Annotated in this window: 20 protein-coding genes; 9 read left to right on the top strand and 11 right to left on the bottom strand. The window is 60.4% G+C overall.

Annotation, left to right across the window (positions count from 1 at the left end; all coding sequences use genetic code 11):
- Positions 1-6: 6 nt before the first annotated feature.
- The 3 genes from lspA to ispH all read left to right on the top strand — a co-directional run bounded on the left by lspA (position 7) and on the right by ispH (position 1,955).
- Entirely contained in the window at positions 7-507 is a 501-nt protein-coding gene (gene lspA / locus CW360_RS05105) for a signal peptidase II (protein ID WP_101192960.1), read from the top strand.
- Positions 500-937 carry an FKBP-type peptidyl-prolyl cis-trans isomerase gene (locus tag CW360_RS05100; RefSeq protein WP_093985118.1) on the top strand — a complete coding sequence of 146 codons (438 nt, stop codon included), beginning with the start codon at positions 500-502 and terminating at the stop codon, positions 935-937. Before lspA ends, CW360_RS05100 begins: the two co-directional genes overlap by 8 nt.
- A 73-nt stretch (positions 938-1,010) precedes the next feature.
- Positions 1,011-1,955 (top strand): 4-hydroxy-3-methylbut-2-enyl diphosphate reductase, encoded by a 945-nt coding sequence (ispH, locus tag CW360_RS05095; protein ID WP_101192959.1) that lies wholly within the window; start codon positions 1,011-1,013, stop codon positions 1,953-1,955.
- A 65-nt stretch (positions 1,956-2,020) separates the two neighbouring features.
- On the opposite strand, the gene CW360_RS05090 is transcribed toward ispH, so the two are convergent.
- The 7 genes from CW360_RS05090 to CW360_RS05060 form a co-directional block, all read right to left on the bottom strand.
- On the bottom strand, positions 2,021-2,443 hold the full coding sequence (locus CW360_RS05090; protein ID WP_101192958.1) for a type IV pilin protein: 423 nt from the start codon (positions 2,441-2,443) through the stop codon (positions 2,021-2,023).
- Positions 2,444-6,148 (bottom strand): pilus assembly protein, encoded by a 3,705-nt coding sequence (locus tag CW360_RS05085; RefSeq protein ID WP_245874670.1) that lies wholly within the window; start codon positions 6,146-6,148, stop codon positions 2,444-2,446. It abuts the gene before it with no gap.
- An 11-nt stretch (positions 6,149-6,159) separates the two neighbouring features.
- Positions 6,160-6,792: a PilX N-terminal domain-containing pilus assembly protein gene (locus tag CW360_RS05080; protein ID WP_101192957.1), complete on the bottom strand. Its 633-nt coding sequence runs from the start codon at positions 6,790-6,792 to the stop codon at positions 6,160-6,162.
- The gene (locus tag CW360_RS05075) at positions 6,789-7,610 is read right to left on the bottom strand and encodes a PilW family protein (protein ID WP_101192956.1); all 822 of its coding nucleotides are present in this window, start codon (positions 7,608-7,610) and stop codon (positions 6,789-6,791) included. The genes CW360_RS05080 and CW360_RS05075 overlap by 4 nt, the downstream gene beginning before the upstream one ends.
- Positions 7,607-8,188, bottom strand: a complete 582-nt coding sequence (pilV, locus tag CW360_RS05070; protein ID WP_342749377.1) for a type IV pilus modification protein PilV — start codon at positions 8,186-8,188, stop codon at positions 7,607-7,609. The genes CW360_RS05075 and pilV overlap by 4 nt, the downstream gene beginning before the upstream one ends.
- A gap of 4 nt (positions 8,189-8,192) precedes the next feature.
- On the bottom strand, positions 8,193-8,729 hold the full coding sequence (locus tag CW360_RS05065) for a GspH/FimT family pseudopilin (protein ID WP_101192954.1): 537 nt from the start codon (positions 8,727-8,729) through the stop codon (positions 8,193-8,195).
- Positions 8,730-8,886: 157 nt separating this feature from the next.
- Positions 8,887-9,390, bottom strand: a complete 504-nt coding sequence (locus CW360_RS05060) for a GspH/FimT family protein (protein WP_101193003.1) — start codon at positions 9,388-9,390, stop codon at positions 8,887-8,889.
- 99 nt (positions 9,391-9,489) lie between these two features.
- On the opposite strand from CW360_RS05060, the gene thiO reads away from it, so the two are divergent.
- A complete protein-coding gene (gene thiO / locus CW360_RS05055) occupies positions 9,490-10,584 on the top strand; it encodes a glycine oxidase ThiO (protein WP_101192953.1) in 1,095 nt (364 codons plus the stop codon).
- A gap of 47 nt (positions 10,585-10,631) precedes the next feature.
- On the opposite strand, the gene pta is transcribed toward thiO, so the two are convergent.
- Complete coding sequence (gene pta, locus CW360_RS05050) at positions 10,632-12,713, bottom strand: phosphate acetyltransferase (RefSeq protein ID WP_101192952.1); 2,082 nt, start codon at positions 12,711-12,713, stop codon at positions 10,632-10,634.
- 47 nt (positions 12,714-12,760) lie between these two features.
- Positions 12,761-13,948, bottom strand: coding sequence for an acetate kinase (locus tag CW360_RS05045; protein WP_093985110.1), 1,188 nt, complete (start codon positions 13,946-13,948; stop codon positions 12,761-12,763).
- Positions 13,949-14,434: 486 nt separating this feature from the next.
- Here CW360_RS05045 and CW360_RS05040 point away from each other — a divergent pair, with 486 nt between their 5' ends.
- From CW360_RS05040 to CW360_RS05020, 5 genes are all read left to right on the top strand, one after another.
- Positions 14,435-14,920, top strand: coding sequence for an FKBP-type peptidyl-prolyl cis-trans isomerase (locus CW360_RS05040; RefSeq protein ID WP_101192951.1), 486 nt, complete (start codon positions 14,435-14,437; stop codon positions 14,918-14,920).
- Between the two features lie 145 nt (positions 14,921-15,065).
- Entirely contained in the window at positions 15,066-15,548 is a 483-nt protein-coding gene (locus tag CW360_RS05035) for a glutathione peroxidase (RefSeq protein WP_101192950.1), read from the top strand.
- Between the two features lie 126 nt (positions 15,549-15,674).
- Complete coding sequence (locus CW360_RS05030) at positions 15,675-16,394, top strand: nitroreductase family protein (protein ID WP_101192949.1); 720 nt, start codon at positions 15,675-15,677, stop codon at positions 16,392-16,394.
- Between the two features lie 104 nt (positions 16,395-16,498).
- On the top strand, positions 16,499-17,092 hold the full coding sequence (locus CW360_RS05025) for a TetR/AcrR family transcriptional regulator (RefSeq protein ID WP_101192948.1): 594 nt from the start codon (positions 16,499-16,501) through the stop codon (positions 17,090-17,092).
- Positions 17,093-17,147: 55 nt separating this feature from the next.
- Entirely contained in the window at positions 17,148-18,257 is a 1,110-nt protein-coding gene (locus CW360_RS05020; protein WP_093985105.1) for an NADH:flavin oxidoreductase, read from the top strand.
- On the opposite strand, the gene CW360_RS05015 is transcribed toward CW360_RS05020, so the two are convergent.
- Complete coding sequence (locus CW360_RS05015) at positions 18,226-19,443, bottom strand: glycosyltransferase family 4 protein (protein WP_101193002.1); 1,218 nt, start codon at positions 19,441-19,443, stop codon at positions 18,226-18,228. The two genes, CW360_RS05020 and CW360_RS05015, sit on opposite strands and share 32 nt — an antisense overlap.
- 45 nt (positions 19,444-19,488) lie before the next feature.
- The gene (cysZ, locus tag CW360_RS05010; protein WP_101192947.1) at positions 19,489-20,238 is read right to left on the bottom strand and encodes a sulfate transporter CysZ; all 750 of its coding nucleotides are present in this window, start codon (positions 20,236-20,238) and stop codon (positions 19,489-19,491) included.
- Positions 20,239-20,255: the final 17 nt, after the last annotated feature.

Raw genomic sequence — 20,255 nt, 5'->3', positions numbered from 1 at the left:
TGGCGCATGAGCCGTTTTGGCAAGCTGCCCTGGTTGGCATTGAGTGTGCTGATTTTTCTGCTCGACCAGTGGAGCAAGTTGTACTTTGAAAACAGCCTGCAGCTGTACCAGCAGATCGTGGTCATCCCGGATTACTTCAGCTGGACGCTGGCCTATAACACGGGCGCGGCTTTCAGCTTCCTGGCTGATGCGGGAGGCTGGCAACGCTGGTTTTTCGCGCTGATCGCCCTCGTGGTCAGTGCTGTGCTGGTGGTCTGGCTCAAGCGTCTGCAGGCTCATGAACACTGGCTGGCCCTGGGCCTGGCGCTGGTGCTGGGCGGGGCGCTGGGTAACCTGTTCGATCGCGTGGTCTATGGCCATGTGATCGACTTCATCCTGGTGCACTGGCAACAGCGCTGGTACTTCCCGGCGTTCAACCTGGCCGACAGCGCCATTACCCTGGGGGCCATTCTTCTGGCCCTGGACATGTTCAAGGCACAGCCGAGCGGAGCCACCAAAGATGACTGAGCAACGTATCGGGTCGCAGACCCAGGTTACCCTGCACTTCGCCATTCGTCTGGAGAACGGCGATCTGGTAGACAGCACCGAGGGCAAGGCCCCGGCCACTTTCTGCGTGGGCGATGGCAACCTGTTGCCTGGCTTCGAGCAGGCACTGTTCGGTCTCAAGGCCGGCGACAAACGCAGCCTGCCAATCAGTCCGGAGCAGGGCTTTGGCCAGCCTAATCCACAGAATGTACAGGTCATGCCGCGCAGCCAGTTCACCGACATGCCGCTGAGCGAAGGTCTGCTGATCATCTTCCAGGATGCCGCCAAGGGCGAGCTGCCGGGGGTGGTCAAGGCGTTCGACGAGCAGCAGGTCAGTATTGACTTCAACCATCCGCTGGCCGGCAAGCCGCTGACCTTCGAGGTAGAGATCATCGAGGTCAAAGGGCTCTGAACGCCTGACGCGCGGCCTGTGCTGTCGCGCCGCGCCTTGCTCGACTCACCTATCCCTTATCGAGATCACCTGCATGCAGATCAAACTCGCCAACCCGCGTGGCTTCTGTGCCGGCGTCGATCGCGCCATCGAGATCGTCAACCGCGCACTGGAAGTATTCGGGCCACCCATTTATGTGCGTCACGAAGTGGTGCATAACAAGTTCGTGGTCGAAGACCTGCGTGCACGTGGCGCAGTGTTCGTGGAAGAGCTGGATCAGGTGCCGGATCAGGTGATTGTCATCTTCAGTGCCCATGGGGTTTCCCAGGCGGTACGCCAGGAAGCCGAGCGACGTGGCCTGAAGGTGTTCGATGCCACCTGCCCGCTGGTGACCAAGGTGCACATGGAGGTGGTGCGCTACAGCCGCGAAGGCCGTGAGTGCATTCTCATCGGCCATGCCGGGCATCCCGAGGTGGAAGGCACCATGGGGCAGTATGACAGCAGCCAGGGTGGTGCCATCTACCTGGTGGAAGATGAGCTGGATGTGCAGCGCTTGCAGGTGCGTGATCCGCAGCGCCTGGCCTTTGTTACCCAGACCACCTTGTCCATGGACGATACCAGCCGGGTCATCGATGCGCTGCGTGCACGCTTCCCGGCTATCGGCGGGCCGCGCAAGGATGACATCTGCTACGCCACACAGAACCGCCAGGATGCCGTGAAGCAGCTGGCTGCCGAATGCGATGTGGTGCTGGTAGTCGGCAGCCCGAATAGCTCCAACTCCAATCGCCTGCGCGAGCTGGCAGAGCGCCTGGATACTCCGGCTTATCTGATCGACGGCGCTGATGACCTGCGCGAGGAGTGGTTTGCCGGCCTGCAGCGTATCGGCATTACCGCCGGTGCCTCGGCGCCCGAGGTGCTGGTGCAGGGCGTTATCCAGCGCCTGCAGTCCTGGGGGCTTGGCGAAGCACTGGAGGTCGAAGGACGCCCGGAGCATGTCACCTTCTCGATGCCCAAGGAATTGCGTGTCAAGCAGCTGTAGCCGAGCCTGATGTATACAAAAAGGCCCAATCCGAGGATTGGGCCTTTTGCATTACGCGGTGCAGCTTATCGCCAGCATTCGGCAGCGGTTTTCTTGGTGCCAGTTCGGTTACGAACACCCAGGGCATTGAGCGTCAGGTTGCCACAGTCGGTATCACTGAATTGCTGGGTAGCTGTCAGCAAATAGCCTCCGTCAGTGGCAGCACCTGCACCCAGCGTCAGGTTGTACTTGCCAGTGGGGGAGCTGGTTTTGCCCTTGAGCTTGGTGGCGATGTCGGCGGTGGCCGTTACATAAACAAAGTTTTGTGCATAGTAACGTTCCTGCAAGGCCGCCGTGTCGTTGAGCAAGGCCTGCCCTTCACTGCGGTTGCCCCGTTTCACGTACTCGCTGTAACTCGGGTAAGCCACCGCCGCCAGGATGGCGATGATGGCAACCGTGATCATCAGTTCAATCAGGGTAAAGCCCTGTTGCTTCGCATGTCTGCTCACTTACTGCTCCTCAATGGAGCGCCAGGTTTGGCGTCCATGACTGTCTGGCGGTGTTGGGACAGGAAGGCACTCTTTGCCTGTGCACAGAAGAAAACTACCGTCCGGCTTTTGCGAAATGGTAATGCCGCCTTCACCGTCCTGCTTACGCCCAGAAATGACGTCGTTTGTTTTGTCTGCCGCAGTGAAGCGTAGATCAAAGGCGTGATGTGAAGTTTTCCCTCCGGTTACCGGATTGATCGCATAGGTCCAGTTGCTGGCACCATCGGCGCAGGGGTCATTGTTAGGTACAAGAGACTGGAAGAACACGGTACTGCCCAGTTTGGCCATGTCTTCGATAACCATTTCGCCATCCAGCGTGCTACCAACTTTTAGATCCAGCGTCCAGCCATATTTGTTAATAGTACTTACACCGTTGGCATCACGGCTAAACCAAGTGATTTCGTTATCGGTGATGGTCCGCGCTGCACTACTTTGGTTTTGAGAGTCTACAGCAGTGCCTTCCGTGAGTATGCTTTGTGTTACCAAGTTGCTACGAGTAATGCTGATCGCCGAGGTTGTGTCCGTGGGTTTGGTTTTGGCGTCCCAGATGCCATACACCGTTTGCGCCATCGACTTGTCACCGTCCTTATCGGTGTCTTCGAAATATTTACCTGTACCAAAAATGACCAAGTGACCAATGCCGCTTGGGTGAGCGACCAGTGACGGCGCAGCGGTAATGGGTTGGGGCTTTTTGCTTGGGTCGGAACTCACTGTACTGAACAGGGGCTTATCGCCATAAGCAACAGCAAATTTGCTGGGGTTAAGGTCAAAGCGCCACAGGTTGCCCTGCAAGTCGCCGGCATAGGCGAATTCGGCAATCCCGTCCGCGTTATAGTCTGACAGCTTGGGCGTCGACAGGCCGTTGGCTACTCCTGCAGTACCTGCAACTTCTAGGCCTTTGTCATTTGCCGTCAGCATGGCACCGGTGACTGCATTCAAGACAAACAAGGCGGCTTTACCATTAGTGTGACTGGCTGCTTCGTAGCCGTTGCCGAACACGACGGCCCAGTTACCGGTGGCCAGGCGGGCAACCGTCGGCTTGGAGAAGCTATAGCCCATTTTCACAGCATCAGTGCCGGTCAGCTTGCTGTCATCAAACTCCCACAGCAGTTTTTCACTGCCGGGGGTGGTGATGTCGAGGGCAAAAACGCTCTTGCCACCTGCGCGTAGCGTGCCGACCAGAATGGTGCGCCAGCTAGTGCCGTCATACACATCAGCTACCACTGGTGAGCCATCCACATAGAACTCGTGGCTGTAGTTTTTGCCAGTGTATTTATTGAGCTTGTCAAAAACAGCGCTGGGGATAAAGGCAAATTCCTCTACGCCAGTGGCTGCATTAAAACCGTGCAACATGCCGTCGTTGCCGCCGACATAGACCATGGTTTTGCGGTTATTCATGCTTGCGGCAAAGGTTGTGTACGCTGTGTTGCCTTCCAGTCGGTTGGCAAAGCTGGTCAAGTAGCGAGCACGGGAAACGACTGCCGGGCTGGAGGAGTAGAGATCACCCAGTACGGAAGAACGTGTACGGAAGGTGGTTCCCTCTCCAGTGCGTTCGCCGCGCAGATAATTAAGGCGTGCTTCGCCGAGGCTGTCTGCAGCGTTGCCCTTTTCCGGGTCACGACTCAACAGATTGGCCAGCGTGCCCACTGTAGCTGCGTCGCCAGCATTGCTCCAGGTGAAAGCTTGTAAGCCGCTAGTGCCAGAGCCTTTGATGCGAATATTGCGTGCGACGGGTGCCGGCATCTTGTCCTTGGCGCTCCACTTTTGGCTGAAGCTATCAACATAAGTGCCAGTGGCTGCGTTGAACTTGCGCTCTTTGTCGGAGCGCGTTAAATCACCCGCCCAGTTGTCTTCGCTGGAGTAGGAGGTCTGGTAAGAAACGGTGGTTACTTTGGTCCCGTCGGTGACATCCTCGACCACCTGTCCCGAGTTGATGGCCGGCTTGGCAGCAACCGATTTGCGCTCGGCAATACGCGACATGATATCTGTGAACGCCTGAACGATGGTGTCAGGCGAGTCAGCACTGAAGAATTCACCGCGTGAGTTGATTGCGGTGTGCCAGAGGTCGTACACATTATTATTGCTATTGCTGCTGGCTTTAGGCCATGAGGCTGTTCCGCTCAGTATATTTAAGTAGCCTGGGCTGTTAAAAGTGCCTTGCCTGTTATCCCAGCCCAAGTTTTCTTTATCAAGTGAGGCTGTCAATCCTAAGCCTACAGTAAAGTTGACCATGTGTTGCCAGGTTGCGGGGTTGTTGCGAGCGTTCCAGTATTTCTCTGACTCTGTTCCTTTATTGTCTACGTAGAACGGTTTGATCTTGTTGGCAAGATCCTTTTTCAGATCTGTTGCCCAGTAATGCATTGCCAGATCGGCTAACGTTTCTGTGTTGCTGTCTGCATAAGGTCTTCTTGTGCCATCATAATCAATATTGTCTGGTAGTTTAAATGCGGAGTGGTCGGGGCGCAGAGGGTCTGTCGGTGCGCCATTTTCGTTATTCCACAGCCCGTCCGTCATGAGTACGTGATAGCTGGGGCGGCAAGCATATTTATTTGTAGTTGTGTTACCGGTAGCGTTGGGAAATTTTTCCCAGGCAGTTTCGGTCTTTAAGAATTCGCCTGCGCGGCCCAGTGCATCTCGCAATGGTGTGCCGTTATAGAAATTTATATTGTGCAGCCAATTTAAAAAGCGTCCTCTTTGGGCGTTGTCAAATTGACGGAACTTGTTATCGCCACCACAGCCGGTGCTGGTTCCGTTAAGTGTTTTGCATTGGTTTAGGCCTTGCCAGGTGAATCGTACAGAACTTGGTAGCTGGGTGAATGCCAGGTTGGCCGCGGTCGTTGCAGCTAGGGCACGGTTTCTGTAGAAGGAGTACCAGATGGCAAAGTTTTGTTTGTCGGTATCGCTGGTGACGTCAACTTTTTTATAGCAGTTGTCGTCCTTCTTGTCTGAAGTGCAATTTACTAATGTGGTGTCGTACAGGTAGTAGTATGCGGGTACGGCGGCTTTTGTTTGCTCTATTATTTCGGATTCTGTGCCTCTGAACCTGGTCCGATTCCGGCTGTTGAGATAATATTCGCATGTGATATTCACATATCCTGATCTTTCGCAGCTACCAGTTCTATCGGTAAAGCTTTCTACAATGTTCGAAACGGTCGGAGGGAAGTCTTGAACTGGATTTTGTGCAAATTGCGCATAACCATACTCTGGGTCTGTTGCAGAAAAGTCTGAGCCATGCGCTGCGGTTGTTTTATACCACCACGATACTCGATAGTTGGTGCTAAGATCAATGCTGCCTAATTCGGGTTTATAGCCGTTATAATAAGCGGTCGTGAATGATGTTGTATAAGAGCCGATCTCCTCGCCGCTGGTGTTATATTTCTTGGGTATCACATATGTGATCGCAGGGTCGTAGTATTGTGCATTATAAATGGCTGATTTTGCCCGGCGGGTGGCTGATTCGTTGTCGATGGATTCAGGTACAAATGCTTCGCGCATACTGCCTGAGTCATCCAGCGTCAGGATTAGGTTGGGCGGTACGCCTACGGTCAGGCTTAGTGGGCTTTGCGATACCGCTGCCTGCACATCCAGAACCGCAAATATAAAGCTGCTGGCAAAGAGTGCGCTGGTGATTGTCTTTAGTGGAAAAGTTGGGGCTTTGCTGTTCATGTCGGTTCCCCTTAGTTATTCAGGCCAAGCGAAATATTGGCAATAGTGGACTGTGCGGCGAAACGGTCAGCCGCCTGCGCGTTGATCAGGTAGTAATAGGTGCCTTTGCCTTCTATGGCTTCGTTATATTCTACTGTGTCTTTATCGACTAAAACCGAGTTCCAGTAAGCCTTATGTTCCAATGAACTGGTTTGTCCAGAAACCGTGCCGCGATAGGGCATCCATGGGGTGTATGTCGTATCGCTAGCCGTTTCGGTTTTAGCGCCAGTCCAGTTGTTGAAAGCACTGTTTTCCTTAATGAGTTTCAAGGGGTTGTGCAGAAAGTCCCGTACAAGACTGCTGGGCACGCTGAGCAGGCAGGGCTTGTTGGTTAGGCGTTGGTAGGTGTTGCTTTTCTTGCAGTTGTCGGTGCTCGCTTCCAGCTTGGCAGCCACATTGCCGGGGCCGTAAAAGCGCTTTTCAGCTTCGCGCAGCGCCGAGTCGGTGGCGTTGAGTAATTGCTGGGCTTCCAGCCGGTTGGCTGTCATGCGGCCTTCCAGAGTGACTTCGCGCATATTGGTCACGGTGAGTACGGTGATGACGGCCAGCAGCACCAGTGCTACCAGCAGCGCCGCACCCTGTTGACGGGGTTTTGAAGAGATCATGGCATTTGGTTCCTCAAGGCTGTGGTGTTGCTGGCAATCTGGAAGACTTGGCCTTTATCTCCAGCAGTGATGCGCTCTTTCTCGGCCGTGCTGGCGTTGAGGTTCCAGTCGGTCAGGGCTTTGGACTCACTTGAAGTGCGTGCTTGTTGGCCATTGGCCATGAGTGCGGCATAGCTGACTTGCATGATGTTGCCGCTGCTGGTTGTCCAATTATTGAATGCCACGATGCGATCGATTTTGCGATCCGGGGTGCTGGACAGGCCAAAGGTCATGCGGAAGTCTGCAATGCCGGTCAGTAGCTCGGCTTCCGTGGTGCCTACTTTGCAGGTCAGGCTGCCGTTCAGGTCAGTTGCCGCTTTGTAGCGCACCACCATGAGCACAGGGTCGCCGCTTTCAAAGGCGGGTGTGAACGGATTGGTGTCGGTAAAGGTCGGGGTCTGGTTGCCGGTGCAGTCCAGTTCGCCGCTGATCAACGGGAAGTAGCGTATACAAACGCCAATACCGCCTTTGGCCGGGGTAATCGCTTGCCCTTTTTTAAAGGCTTGGCAGTCGGTGGTCGCGGCAATATTGTTGAAAATCTCTTCTGTTTTTTGTTTGGGCCCGCGTCGATAAGCAGCTTTACTTAACAGGTTATCCATCAGCAGGTCGAGAAAGCGCTGATTTTCCACGTTGCCAGCTTGGGTTTGCTGGAACAGGTAGTTGCGCTTGTTATCAATGTAGATCTGCGTGATGCCCAGGATCAGGAAGCTGCTGATGGCCAGGGCGATCAGCAGTTCTACCATGGATAAGCCGAGTTGCTGTTTAACGGTACTGTTCATAGTTCGACTCGTGTGCGGTAGATGCAGGTGCTGTCGTCAGGTGCGCGATCATCTGGACAGGTGCCTTTTTTCGCGGCCCAGGCCAGTTGGATTTCTATCACCGAGCCCTTGCCGTCGCAGGTAGGCGTTTTGCTGTTGCTGGGGGCTGAACTTTGGCAAATGTAGAAACCATCCTTGAGCAGATTGGCGGCATTGGGCAGCTTGCTCTCAAGGGTTTTCAGCCAGCAATCACGTTGCTTCTGCGGCGTGTCCGGGGCGTTGCAGGTACCGCTTGCCAGGGTGGCTGGCGCCGGGGAGAAGTTGGCTTCACGTTTTTTCAGGAACATCGAGGTGTTCTTGATGCCGCTGTAGGCGGGGAATGCCGGCGGGGTTTCCTGAAAAATTTCCGCTGGGTTGCTACGCATGATGTTGACCAGTTGCGCGCTGAGTTCTGCGGCAGCATTACGCTGTGCTGCATCGGCCGTGTACTGAATGCTGCGGCTCTGCAGGGCGACCATGCCCAGGATACCCAGCGTGGTGAGCAGCAGGGTGACCAGTACTTCAATGAGGCTGAAGCCTTTTGACCTGTTCAAGGGCATCTCCTTATTCACATTTAGCCAGCGCGGTGCCGTTGTTGTCCGACTTGCCGCGCGGGAACAGCGCTGCGCTGCCGTTTGCGGCGATGCTAGTCAGGTAGCCGGTGCTGGCGTCCTTGTCGCGGCATACGGTAATCAGGGCGCCCACGCTGGCAGTGCCATTGGGGCGGTAGAGCAGTTGGTTAATGGCGGTTCCGCCGGCATTGGTGAGGACGAGTTTTGCGGTGCCGCTATCGACTTCCAGACTGCGCAGGGTATTGGCGTCGTCCGGGCACTTATCGCTGCCAGGGGCTGCGCTGGCGTAGCAGACTTTCCAGAGTGCGCTGTTCAGTGCGTCGATCTTAATGGCTCTGCGCTGGGTAACCGCTTCACTGCGTGCGAAGACCAGAAAACTTTTAAGTTCTTCCGCCTTGGCCTGGAGCTGATTGTTGCGGGTCAGCTGGGTGAAGCTGGGTATGGCGATGAAGGCCATGATGGCCAGCAGGGCCAGGGTAATCATCAGCTCCACCAAGGTGAACCCGCGACTGTGGAATGGACGAGACATGCGCTGCTCCGATCGGTCTTGTGAGTGAATCATGGCCGCCGGGGGGCAGGTTTGTCTGCCTGCTCAGGATGTGCGGTGGCTTGCCAAGGATAACCGGCATCTACGTGCCATAAAGCGTGCACTGTCGCACCTTTGCCGGGTGTCGTGGCGATCTGCTTTAGAGGCAGCGGCTGCTTTCCTGGCGGTTTTCCTCGGTGCTGGCTCGGCGTATTCTGCCCTGCCGGTTGATGACCAGTTGCTGGGTGATTTGACGGTCGGCGCAAATGAAAAAGCGCCCATTGCTCAGTGGGCTGGTGCCGTTGCTGTGGAAACGGATATGCCCGGTGAAGCCAGCCCAGCGCAGGCGGTTTTGCCCTGCATAAGGTGCGCTCCAGCTCAGCGGCTGTTGCTCAAGGCTTTGTAGTAGCCAGGGCAGGTTCCAGTCACTTTGGCAGTTTTTTCCATCGCTGCTGGGGCATAGCAGCAGGCTTCGGCGTTGTTGTACGGCCTGGCTGCGCGCATGGTTGAGCAGTGTCAGTAGTTCTTCCGTGGCGGCTTCATCACGGGCGTTTTGTCTGAGCTGAGCCAGCGCAGGCACGGCCAGGTGGGCGAGGATGCTGAGCAGCAGGAGCGTCGTGAGCAGTTCTACCAGGGTGAACCCGCGGGGGCGATGGTTGGGCATGGCAAGACATCCGTGTAATGGCTGGGAGCGCGAAATCCGTTCGCGCTCGTTGGGTATAGACCAGGCCGTGAGCCTGTAAAGCGTTGACGGGGAGGTGCTGTGGGCAAGGTGATTGTGGTGGGGGCTGGGGCTATCGGGCTGCTGATGGCGCGCCAGCTGGCGGATGCCGGTCGGCAGGTGCTGTTGCTGGAGCAGGGGCGTAGTGGTGGTGAGGCGTCTTGGGCGGGTGGCGGGATCGTCTCGCCGCTGTATCCCTGGCGCTATAGCCCGGCGGTATCGGCGTTGGCGCACTGGTCTCAGGACTTCTACCCACAGTTGGCACAGTCCTTGGCTGAGGAGACTGGCATCGACCCGCAATTACACGTGACCGGGCTGTACTGGCTGGACCTGCCCAACGAACAGCGTGCGCTGGCTTGGGCAGAGGAGCAGCAGCGGGAGCTGCGTGCGCTACCGATCAGCCAGGTGCGTGCTGTGTTGCCAGCGCTGGGCGCCGGCTTTAGCCGGGCCTTGTACATGCCGGGTGTGGCGAATATCCGCAATCCGCGCTTGTTGCAGGCGCTGCGTGCCAGCCTGGCGCAGCGCCCGGCGGTTACCCTGCTGGAGCACTGTGCGGTGCAGGGTTTTCTGACCGAGCAGGGTCGTGTGGTGGGGGTGCGCAGTACGCAGGGTGAGCATCGGGCGGATCAGGTGGTGGTGGCTGCCGGCGCCTGGAGTGGCGACTTGCTGCGTGATATGGGCCTGCAATTGCCGGTCGAGCCGGTCAAGGGACAGATGATTCTCTACCGCTGCGCTGAGGATTTTCTGCCGGCGATGGTCCTTGCCGATGGACGCTATGCGATTCCGCGTCGCGATGGCCATGTACTGGTCGGCAGCACCCTGGAATACCAGGGGTACGACAAAACCCCTACCGACGAGGCACTGCACAGCCTGGAAGCTTCTGCTCAGGCATTGTTGCCGGAGCTGGCATATGCCGAGCGGGTCGGGCACTGGGCGGGATTGCGGCCGGGTTCACCGAATGGCGTGCCATACATTGGCGAGGTGCCGGAGTGGCCGGGCTTGTGGCTCAACTGCGGGCATTTCCGTAATGGCCTAGTGCTGGCGCCAGCCTCATGCCGGTTGCTCTGCGATCTGTTGCTGGAACGTACGCCGATCATCGATCCGCAGCCCTACAGGCCACAGGCACTGCGTGGCTAGTCGGGGGCTCCCGCACCTGCCGGGGCGGCAGGTGCGGGAGGCGGTTGCTACACCTTGTCGCTGGCGGCCTGGATGGCGGTGAGGGCGATGGTGAAGACGATGTCGTCGACCAGCGCACCGCGTGACAGGTCGTTGACCGGCTTGCGCAGGCCCTGCAGCATCGGGCCGACGCTGATCACGTTGGCACTGCGCTGCACCGCCTTATAGGTGGTGTTGCCGGTGTTCAGGTCGGGGAACACGAACACCGTGGCGCGACCGGCGACCGGGCTGTTGGGCGCCTTTTGCCGGCCGACGCTGTCGATGGCCGCAGCGTCGTACTGCAGCGGACCATCGATGAGCAGTTGCGGGTTGCGTTCGCGGGCGATGCGCGTAGCGCTGCGTACCTTCTCGACCTCTTCACCGCTGCCTGAGTCGCCGGTGGAGTAGCTGATCATCGCGACCCGAGAGGGGATGCCGAAGGCTTCGGCCGAGGCGGCGCTCTGCAGGGCGATTTCCGCCAGCTCTTCGGCATTCGGGTCCGGGTTGACCGCGCAATCGCCGTAGACCACCACTTCGTCGGGCAGCAGCATGAAGAACACCGAGGACACCAGGCGGTAGCCGGGGGCGGTCTTGATCAGTTGCAGGGCTGGGCGGATGGTGTTGGCGGTGGTGTGGATGGCGCCGGAGACCAGGCCGTCGACTTCATCCAGGGCGAGCATCATGGTGCCCAGTACCACGCTGTCTTCCAGTTGGGCGGCGGCCATGGGCGCGTTCAGCCCCTTGCCCTTGCGCAGCTCGACCATCGGCTCGACGTAGCGCTCGCGAATCTGCTCGGGGTCGAGGATTTCCAGCCCGGCGGGCAACTCGATGCCCTGTGCCTGGGCCACCGCATGCACGTCTTCGGGTTTGGCCAGCAATACGCAACGGGCAATACCGCGCGCCTGGCAGATGGCCGCGGCCTGGATGGTACGTGGCTCGCTGCCTTCCGGCAGGACGATGCGCTTGTTGGCCTGCTGGGCGCGCTGCACCAGTTGGAAGCGAAACGCGGGTGGCGACAGGCGCAGCTCGCGCAGGGTGCCGCAACGGGTGCGCAAGGCCTCGTGATCGAGGTGTTCGGCGACGAAGTCCGTGACCTTCTCGGCGCGCTCACGGTCATCCACCGGGATTTCCTTGTTCATCCGGTTGAGGTTGGTGGCCGTGTCGTAGGAGCCGGTCTGCACGCTAAGTACCGGCAGGCCGGCGTTCAGCGCGCCCTGGCACAATTCGAGGATACGCGGGTCGGGCGGGAAATCGCTGCACAGCAGGAGGCCGGCCAGCGGTACGCCACTCATGGTGGCCAGGCTGGCGGCGAGGATGATGTCGTCGCGGTCGCCGGGGGTGACGACCAGCACGCCGGGCTTGAGCAGTTGCACGGTATTGGGCACGGCGCGTGCGCAGAGCACGATTTTCTGTACCCGACGCTGCTCTATTTCCCCGGCACTGATGATCTGCGCGCCGAGCAGGTCGGCGACATCGCGCACGCGCGGGGCATTCAGTTCTTCCTGCCAGGGGATGCAGCCGAGCAGGCGGAAATGCTGGTTGCGAAACAGCGACGAGTGGCTCTGCAGGCGCTCGCCGAGATCGGCTTCGCGCACCTTGTTGAGGATCACCCCAAGCATTTTCGGGTCCTTGGGGCCACCGAACAGCTGGGCCTGGATCTCGATGCGGTCGGACAGTTCGCGCAGGGTTTCCTGTTCCGGGGCGCTGACCAGGATCACTTCGGCATCCAGGCACTTGGCCAGGTGGAAGTTCAGGCGAGCGGCGTAACTGGCATGCCGGGTCGGCACCATGCCTTCGACCACCACCACGTCCGCGCCGGCGGCAGCCTGCTGGAAACCGCTGACGATTTCTTCGAGCAACTCGTCGAGGTGGCCTTCGCCGAGCATGTGCTCGACCTTGGGCAACGGCTGGGGGGCTGGTGGGGTCAGGCCGTGGGTGCGCGCGATCAGCTCGGTGGAGCGCTCCGGCCCGGCATCGCCAGGGTGGGGTTGGGCAATCGGCTTGTAGAAGCCGACTTTCAGGCCGTTCTGTTCCAGGGCGCGAACCAGGCCCAGGCTGATGGAGGTCAGGCCGACACCGAAGCCGGTGGGGGCGAGGAAAAAGGTATGCATGGGCACTCCTATCGGGTGCTGTGCCGCCGGCGGCGGCGCAGTGAATGTCAGGCTGGCAACAGGGCCAGGGTATCCAGGGCGATCTGGCGTTCTTCGTTGGTGGGCACGACCAGTACGCGCGGGTGGCCGGCGGCCTGGATGGCGCCCTCCTGGCCGCGGATGCACTGCGCGTTGGCGGTTTCGTCCAAAGCCAGGTTGAGCAGGCGCAGGTGGGCGACGGTGCGGCTGCGGATCAATGGCGAGTTCTCGCCGATGCCGCCGGTGAAGATCAGCCCGTCCAGACGCGGCAGGGCACAGCCCATGGCGGCCAGAGACTTGGCCAGGCGGTAGCAGAACACCTCGATGGCCAGGGTGGCGCCGGCATGCCCCTGCTCGCGGGCCTCTTCCAGCGCGCGCATGTCGTTGGACAGCCCGGAGAGGCCGAGCAGGCCGCTTTCCTTATTCAGCATCTGGTCGATCTGCTCCAGGCTCCAGCCCAGGGTGCGGGCCAGGTGGCCGTGCAGGTTGGGGTCGACATCGCCGCTGCGCGTGCCCATCACCAGGCCTTCCAACGGGGTCAGGCCCATGCTGGTGTCCTGGCTGTGGCCGTTGACCACGGCGGCCGTGGAGCAACCATTGCCCAGGTGGGCGGTGAGCCAGCAGCTGGCCTGGTAGTCCAGTTGACACAGCTCGCTGGCGCGCTGGCTGACGAAGCGGTGGCTGGTACCGTGGAAACCGTAGCGGCGCACGCCGTGCTGACGATACAGGGCTTCCGGCACGGCATAGCGATAGGCGTGCTCCGGCATGCTCTGGTGGAAGGCCGTGTCGAATACGGCGACTTGCGGCAGTTGCGGGAACAGCTTGAGTGCCGCTTCGATACCCTGCAGGTTGGCCGGGTTGTGCAGGGGAGCCAGGGCCGCCGTGGCGGCAATCGCCTGTAGCGCGGCCTGGTCGATCAGGCAGGCACTGGTGAAGTGTTCGCCGCCATGCACGACGCGGTGGCCGATACCGTGCAGTTGTCCGCCGGCAGCTTTTTCAGCCAGCGGCAGGATGCGGCTCAGGGCTTGGCGGTGGTCGGCACCCTGGATCAGTTCGCTGCGCTTGCCTTCGGCATTTTTCCAGTGCAGCTCGGCTTGCGGCGAACCCAGGCGCTCGGCCAGGCCGGACAGGGTGAAATGAGGTTGCGCTTCATTGATCAGGGCGAACTTGATCGACGAGCTGCCGCAGTTGATCACCAGGATATTGCGTGCAGACATTGGGGAATCCTTAGGTTGAATACGTGTAAACCTGTGTACAGGGTGCCAATTGACTGACCGACTGCACTATAGCGGGCTGGCCTGATGACTACTGTGCCTTGCCTGGTGTTGCAGGCACAACCAGACGCCCGCCAGGCTTGGGCGAGGGCAGGGTAGTCACGGGGTTCGCGGGGCAGCGGACAGAATCACGTAAAGAATTATTGATCTGTGTCTGTCAGGTGCTGGCGCGGGGCAGTCAGGCGTTATGCATTGTTATGCTGCCTGCCGGGCGCGGGTAAGCGCTAGCCGTCATCGGGCGCCATAGCGGCCTCTGTACGTAGCAGTGCGATTATCCTGCACTGTTGCCGGACAAGCATGCCGGATGACCGAAGATGTCGCCCTGACGATAATCAAGCGTTTCATCGGCGGGGAGCGGGGCGGGTCGCTTTCGCCGCAAGGCAGAGTTAAACTGCGTGGCCTATTCATTTTTTGCCGAAGGTTTTCAGCATGCAGATCGCCGCCAACAAGGCCGTTTCCATCGATTACACCCTGACCAACGATGCCGGTGAGGTGATCGACAGCTCTGCCGGTGGTGCGCCGCTGGTCTACCTGCATGGCTGCCGCAACATCATCGTCGGCCTGGAAAAGGCCCTCGAAGGCAAGCAGGCCGGTGATGAACTGAGCGTGACCATCGAACCCGAAGAAGCCTACGGCGAGTACAGCGTTGAGCTGGTGGCGACGCTCAACCGCAGCATGTTCGAAGGCGTAGACCAGCTGGAAGTGGGCATGCAGTTCCACGCGTCCGGCCCGGACGGTGGCATGCAGATCGTCACCATCCGTGATATCGAAGGTGATGATGTCACCGTCGATGGCAATCACCCGCTGGCCGGCCAGCGCCTGACCTTCCAGGTCAAGGTGGTCAAGGTGCGTGATGCCGAAGCCGAAGAAATCGCCCATGGTCATATTCATGGTGAAGGTGGTCACCACCACTGATTTTCCCGGTTTGCCGGGCCGTCGCAGATGGCTCGCACTTGCCGACAGGCGCCGTGCCGACCAGACTCAGGCCTGACCATGACAGGCGCAGAGCAGGCGGTTCAGGCGCCTTTTCTGTCTGTGTACCCTGTTACAGGAGTGTGCCATGAGCGCTATCCATGACCTCACGCTGAACGACCTGACTGGCCAGCCGCTGCCGTTGGCACCTTATGCCGGGCAGTTGTTGCTGGTGGTCAATGTGGCTTCCGAATGTGGCCTGACCCCGCAATATGCCGGCCTTGAACAGCTCTACCAGCAGTACCGGGCGCGCGGCCTGACCGTACTGGGTGTACCTTGCAACCAGTTTGCCGGCCAGGAGCCGGGCACGCCGGAGCAGATTCTGCAGTTCTGCCTGCACAATTATGGCGTCAGTTTCCCGCTGACCGCCAAGCTGGAAGTCAATGGCCCGGATCGCCACCCGCTGTATCGCCTGCTGGCTGGCGAAGGTGCGGATTTCCCAGGCGACATCAGCTGGAACTTCGAGAAGTTCCTGGTGGCCGGCGATGGTCGGGTGCTGGCGCGCTTTGCGCCGCGAACTGCACCGGATGATCCGGCACTGTTGCAGGCCATCGACAACGCCCTGGGCTGATTGCGTCCAGGGCTGTCCTGGCGCCTGAGGGCAGATGTGCCAAGCTCAAGGTCGTTTTGCCGCATCGCTTGCCTGTTCGGCGGGCGAGCGGCTAAATCGGCGTCATTGCCCTGACGAGAGTGCCGCATGTCGCCTGAACACCCCGCCACACCCCAAGCCTTGCGCGCGCTGATCGAGCAGCGCCGTGCGGTACGTCGTTTCACGGCCGAGGCGGTGCCGGATGCGGTAATCCGCGATTGCCTGGAACTGGCCATTCTGGCACCCAATTCCTGCAACCTGCAGCCCTGGAGCTTCCAGGTGATTCGCGATGAACAGCTGCTGCAGCGCCTGCGCCCGGTGTGCATGGGCCAGCAGGCGGCCAAGGCTCCGCTGATCATCGTGGTCCTGGCGCGTCCGGACTGCTGGCATGACAGTTGCGAGCAGATCATCGCGCAGTGGCCGGAACCCGAGGTGCCGGCGCCTATCCGGCATTTCTACAGCAAGACCGCACCCTTCCAGTACAACCAGGGCTGGCTGGGCTGGCGCGGCCTGCTCAAACGTCAGCTGGTGCGTGTGCTGGGCTGGCGTCGCGCATTGATGCGCACGCCCAACAGCCACGCCCAGATGCGTCTGTGGGCGGTCAAGTCCACGGCACTGGCGGCCGAGAACCTCATGTTGGCGTTGCAGAGCCATGGCTACTGCAGCTGCCCGCTGGAAGGTTTCGACGAGGTACGTCTGCGCCGTGTTCTGGAGATTCCCCGCGCTGCCGTGCCGGTGATGCTGCTGGCAGTTGGCAAGCCGGGAGAGCGGGCGGTATACAACCCGCGCCTGCGCTTTCCCCTGGAGCAGCGCGTGGAGTGGCACTGATTGCAACGGCCTGCTAAGGCCCGGGGGCCGCTTGTCGCATGGCGGATAATCAGCGCAATCAATAGTGCTGGGAAGGGCGAGACGACCGGTCATATGCTTGGCCCATGAACAGCCGAATCCGACTCGACAAGCGTGACCTGATCCTCAGCAAAGGCGCTGCGGTGATGACCCGTCGTGGTTACCACGGTACCGGGGTGCAGGAGATCGTCCAGGCCGCGGGGATTCCCAAGGGCAGCTTCTACCATTACTTCGCGAGTAAGGAAGACTTTGCCCTGCAGGCGCTCGAGCAGGTCTATCGACCACGCCTGCAGCGCTATGCTGCCGCCCTGGCCGATCCGCAGCGTTCGCCACGGGCGCGCATCCTGGGTTATTACCGTGAGCTGCTGGCGCATTTTGCGCGCCAGGAAAAACTCGAATACCACTGTTTCATTGGCAGCCTGAGCTTTGAGATGAGCGAGCATGTGCCGGCCATCGGCGCGCAGGTCGCGGCCATCCATGGCGAATCGACGCGCCTGCTGGCTGCCTGCCTGCGCGAGGCGCAGGCCTGTGGCGAACTGCCGGCCGACGAGGACTGTGCCAACCTGGCCGCCTTCATCAGTTGTGCCTGGCAGGGCGTGCTCGGCCAACTCAAGGTCGGCCGTGACCTGGCCCCTCTGGAACAGTTTGTGTCACGTCTGGAGCGGCTGCTGGCCGCCTGACTTTTTTGCCGTAAAACCGAGACGACCGGTCAGTTGGCCGGCCACAGGAGACTCCATGAACAATGCCGCACACGCACTCTTCCAACCCTTCCGCCTGGGCAATCTGGAGCTGCCGACCCGCGTGGTCATGGCACCGATGACCCGTTCCTTCTCGCCGGGCGGCGTGCCGAATGCCGGTGTGGTGGAGTACTACCGTCGCCGCGCCGCTGCCGGTGTCGGACTGATCGTCACAGAAGGCACCACCATCAATCACAAGGCGGCCAACGGTTATCCGAACGTGCCGCGCTTCTACGGCGAGGACGCTCTGGCCGGCTGGAAGCAGGTGGTCGATGCGGTGCACGCGGCAGGCGGCAAGATCGTCCCGCAGCTGTGGCATGTTGGCAATGTGCGCAAGCTGGGCACTGAGCCGGATGCCAGCGTGCCGGGCTACGGGCCGATGGAGAAGCTCAAGGATGGCCAGGTGGTGGTGCATGGCATGACCCAGGCGGATATCGACGAAGTGGTTGCGGCCTACGCACAGGCTGCACGTGACGCCCAGGCCATCGGCATGGATGGTGTGGAACTGCATGGTGCGCACGGCTACCTGATCGACCAGTTCTTCTGGGAAGGCAGCAACCAGCGCAGCGATGGTTACGGTGGCAGCCTGGCCAACCGTTCGCGCTTTGCCATCGAGGTGATCAAGGCTGTGCGTGCAGCGGTTGGTCCGGACTTCCCGATCATCTTCCGCTTCTCGCAGTGGAAGCAGCAGGACTACACCGCGCGCCTGGTGCAGACCCCGGAAGAGCTGGCCGCCTTCCTCAAACCGCTCAGCGACGCTGGCGTGGACATCTTCCACTGCTCCACCCGCCGCTTCTGGGAGCCGGAGTTCGAGGGCTCGGACCTCAACCTGGCCGGCTGGACCCGCCAGCTGACCGGCAAGCCGACCATCACCGTCGGCAGCGTGGGTCTGGATGGCGAGTTCCTGCAGTTCATGGTGAAGACCGACAAGGTGGCCAAGCCGGCCAGCCTGGAGAACCTGCTGGAGCGTCTGAATCGCCAGGAGTTCGACCTGGTGGCGGTGGGGCGTGCCCTGCTGGTGGATGCCGACTGGGCGCTGAAGGTGCGCGAGGGGCGCGAGCAGGACATCCTGCCGTTCAGTCGCGAGGCGCTGATGTCGCTCGACTGAGTGTGCCGGCGGCAGGTCGCTGAGCGACCTGCCGTGTGTTCAGGGTGTTTTGCGTCGCCTGGCGCAGCAACGCCTCGAACTGCTCGACGATCTGTGGCCAGCCGCACTGGCTGGCCTCGCGGCGTGCATTAAGGCGCATGCGCCTGCGGCTTTCGCCGTCGTCCAGCAGCCAGCCGGCGGCCTCGATAAAGCCCCGCTCATCGCCTGGCATGGCCAGCACACCGTTGTAACCATGGCGGATGTACTGGGCGGCGGCTGCCTGGTCATAGGCAATGACCGCCAGGCCCGAGGCCAGCGCTTCGAGCACGACGTTGCCGAAGGTTTCCGACAGGCTGGGGAAGACGAACAGGTCGGCTGACGCATAATGCCTGGCCAGTTCCTCACCCTGCTTGACCCCGCAAAACACCGCCTGCGGCCATTGCCGTCGCCACTGTCCGGCCTGTGGGCCGTCACCCACCACGACCAGTCGCAAACGCCGTTGCCCGGCGTGTTGCTGCAGGCTGGCAAAGGTGCGGCCAAGCAGCGCCAGGTTCTTTTCCGCGGCCAGCCGGCCGACATACAGTACGACCAGTTCGTCTTCCGCGACGCCCCATTGCTGGCGCAGGCTGTGGCAACGCCGTGCCGGATGAAACAGCTGGGCATCCACGCCGCGCCCGAGCAGGTGCAGGTTATGGAAGCCACGGCGGGTCAGTTCGGTGTGCTGGAATGGACTGGGCACCAGGGTGGCCTGGCAGCGTTCATGGAAACAGCGCAGGTAGTGCAGCAGCAGACGTTCCAGCAGACCCAGTCCGTAGTGGTCGAGGTACTGCTGGAAGTTGGTGTGATAGCCACTGACCACAGGGATATGTAATTGGCGGGCGGCCTGCAGGGCTGACCAGCCCAGCGGGCCTTCGGTGGCGATGTAGAGCACATCCGGGCGCACCCGTCGCCACTGGCGCAGCAGCTTGCCGCGTGCACTATGTCCCCACTGCAAGCCTGGGTAGCCGGGTAGCGGCCAGCCACGGGTCAGCAACAGGTTGCGGTCGGCGCAGGCCGCTTCTCCGGGTTGGCGCGGACGTACCAGTTGCAGGTGATGGCCGCGTGCCTGCAGCCCCCGGTAGAGCTGCTGCAGGGTGTGGGCCACGCCGTTGACCTGCGGAGCAAATGTCTCGCTGACCAGGGCGATATGAAGAGAGGTATCAGGCATGCCGGCAGTCTGCAGGCCCGGCATTGCCTGTTGATGACAGGCGAGTTACCGCCCGGTGACGCGTTCTACGCCGCCTTCGCGGACCCAGAACAGGGTGGCGCCGGCCACCGCCACGGGCATGACCAGGATATTTGCGAAGGGCACCAGCAAAGCCAGGTACACCGTGCCGCCGAATCCCAGACTTTGCCAGCGTTTCTCACGCAGCCAGGCGAGCATGTCCGGCCAGGACAGCTTGTTGTTGTCCGCCGGGTAGTCGACGTACTGGATGGCCAGCATCCATACGCCAAACAGCAGCCAGAGGGGGATGGCGATCAGGTTGATCAGCGGAATGAAGGTCAGCAGCAGCAGGGGAATGGCGCGGGGCAGGAAGTAGGCCAGCTTGCGCAATTCACGACCGACCGTGCGCGGCACCATGGAGGCGAGTTCCTGCAGGCTGAACGGCGGGAAGTCGTCGCGTCCGCGCAGTACCACTTCGATCTTTTCGGCGAGAAAGCCGTTGAACGGCGCGGCGATCAGGTTGGCAAGCAGGCTGAAGGTGAAGAATACCGTCAGTAGCATCAGCACCACGAACAAGGGCCAGAGCAGCCAGTCCAGCCAGCTCAGCCAGTCCGGTACGCTGCCCATCAGTTGCGCCAGGGTGTCATTGAACAGTTGCAGCGCGAAGACGATCAAGCCGCCAAAGACCAGCAGGTTGACCAGCAGTGGGAGAATCACGAACAACCGCAGGCCGGGGCGCAGCAGCAGTGGCAGTGCTTCACGGAAATAGCTGAATCCTTGGGCGACGGGCGAGTGCATGAAGAGGCTCCAGGGAA

The sequence above is a fragment of the Pseudomonas fluvialis genome (assembly GCF_002835605.1).
GTDB lineage: Bacteria > Pseudomonadota > Gammaproteobacteria > Pseudomonadales > Pseudomonadaceae > Aquipseudomonas > Aquipseudomonas fluvialis.
This window is presented reverse-complemented; position numbering and strand designations above follow the sequence as displayed.

Excerpts from the sequence above, each read along its gene's own strand:
- lspA (WP_101192960.1), top strand. The coding sequence starts at position 7 with ATGAGCCGTTTTGGCAAGCTGCCCTGGTTGGCATTGAGTGTGCTGATT.
- CW360_RS05100 (WP_093985118.1), top strand. The coding sequence starts at position 500 with ATGACTGAGCAACGTATCGGGTCGCAGACCCAGGTTACCCTGCACTTC.
- ispH (WP_101192959.1), top strand. The coding sequence starts at position 1,011 with ATGCAGATCAAACTCGCCAACCCGCGTGGCTTCTGTGCCGGCGTCGAT.
- CW360_RS05085 (WP_245874670.1), bottom strand. The coding sequence starts at position 6,148 with ATGAACAGCAAAGCCCCAACTTTTCCACTAAAGACAATCACCAGCGCA.
- CW360_RS05080 (WP_101192957.1), bottom strand. The coding sequence starts at position 6,792 with ATGATCTCTTCAAAACCCCGTCAACAGGGTGCGGCGCTGCTGGTAGCA.
- CW360_RS05075 (WP_101192956.1), bottom strand. The coding sequence starts at position 7,610 with ATGAACAGTACCGTTAAACAGCAACTCGGCTTATCCATGGTAGAACTG.
- pilV (WP_342749377.1), bottom strand. The coding sequence starts at position 8,188 with ATGCCCTTGAACAGGTCAAAAGGCTTCAGCCTCATTGAAGTACTGGTC.
- CW360_RS05065 (WP_101192954.1), bottom strand. The coding sequence starts at position 8,729 with ATGTCTCGTCCATTCCACAGTCGCGGGTTCACCTTGGTGGAGCTGATG.
- CW360_RS05060 (WP_101193003.1), bottom strand. The coding sequence starts at position 9,390 with ATGCCCAACCATCGCCCCCGCGGGTTCACCCTGGTAGAACTGCTCACG.
- pta (WP_101192952.1), bottom strand. The coding sequence starts at position 12,713 with ATGCATACCTTTTTCCTCGCCCCCACCGGCTTCGGTGTCGGCCTGACC.
- CW360_RS05045 (WP_093985110.1), bottom strand. The coding sequence starts at position 13,948 with ATGTCTGCACGCAATATCCTGGTGATCAACTGCGGCAGCTCGTCGATC.
- CW360_RS05040 (WP_101192951.1), top strand. The coding sequence starts at position 14,435 with ATGCAGATCGCCGCCAACAAGGCCGTTTCCATCGATTACACCCTGACC.
- CW360_RS05035 (WP_101192950.1), top strand. The coding sequence starts at position 15,066 with ATGAGCGCTATCCATGACCTCACGCTGAACGACCTGACTGGCCAGCCG.
- CW360_RS05030 (WP_101192949.1), top strand. The coding sequence starts at position 15,675 with ATGTCGCCTGAACACCCCGCCACACCCCAAGCCTTGCGCGCGCTGATC.
- CW360_RS05025 (WP_101192948.1), top strand. The coding sequence starts at position 16,499 with ATGAACAGCCGAATCCGACTCGACAAGCGTGACCTGATCCTCAGCAAA.
- CW360_RS05020 (WP_093985105.1), top strand. The coding sequence starts at position 17,148 with ATGAACAATGCCGCACACGCACTCTTCCAACCCTTCCGCCTGGGCAAT.
- CW360_RS05015 (WP_101193002.1), bottom strand. The coding sequence starts at position 19,443 with ATGCCTGATACCTCTCTTCATATCGCCCTGGTCAGCGAGACATTTGCT.
- cysZ (WP_101192947.1), bottom strand. The coding sequence starts at position 20,238 with ATGCACTCGCCCGTCGCCCAAGGATTCAGCTATTTCCGTGAAGCACTG.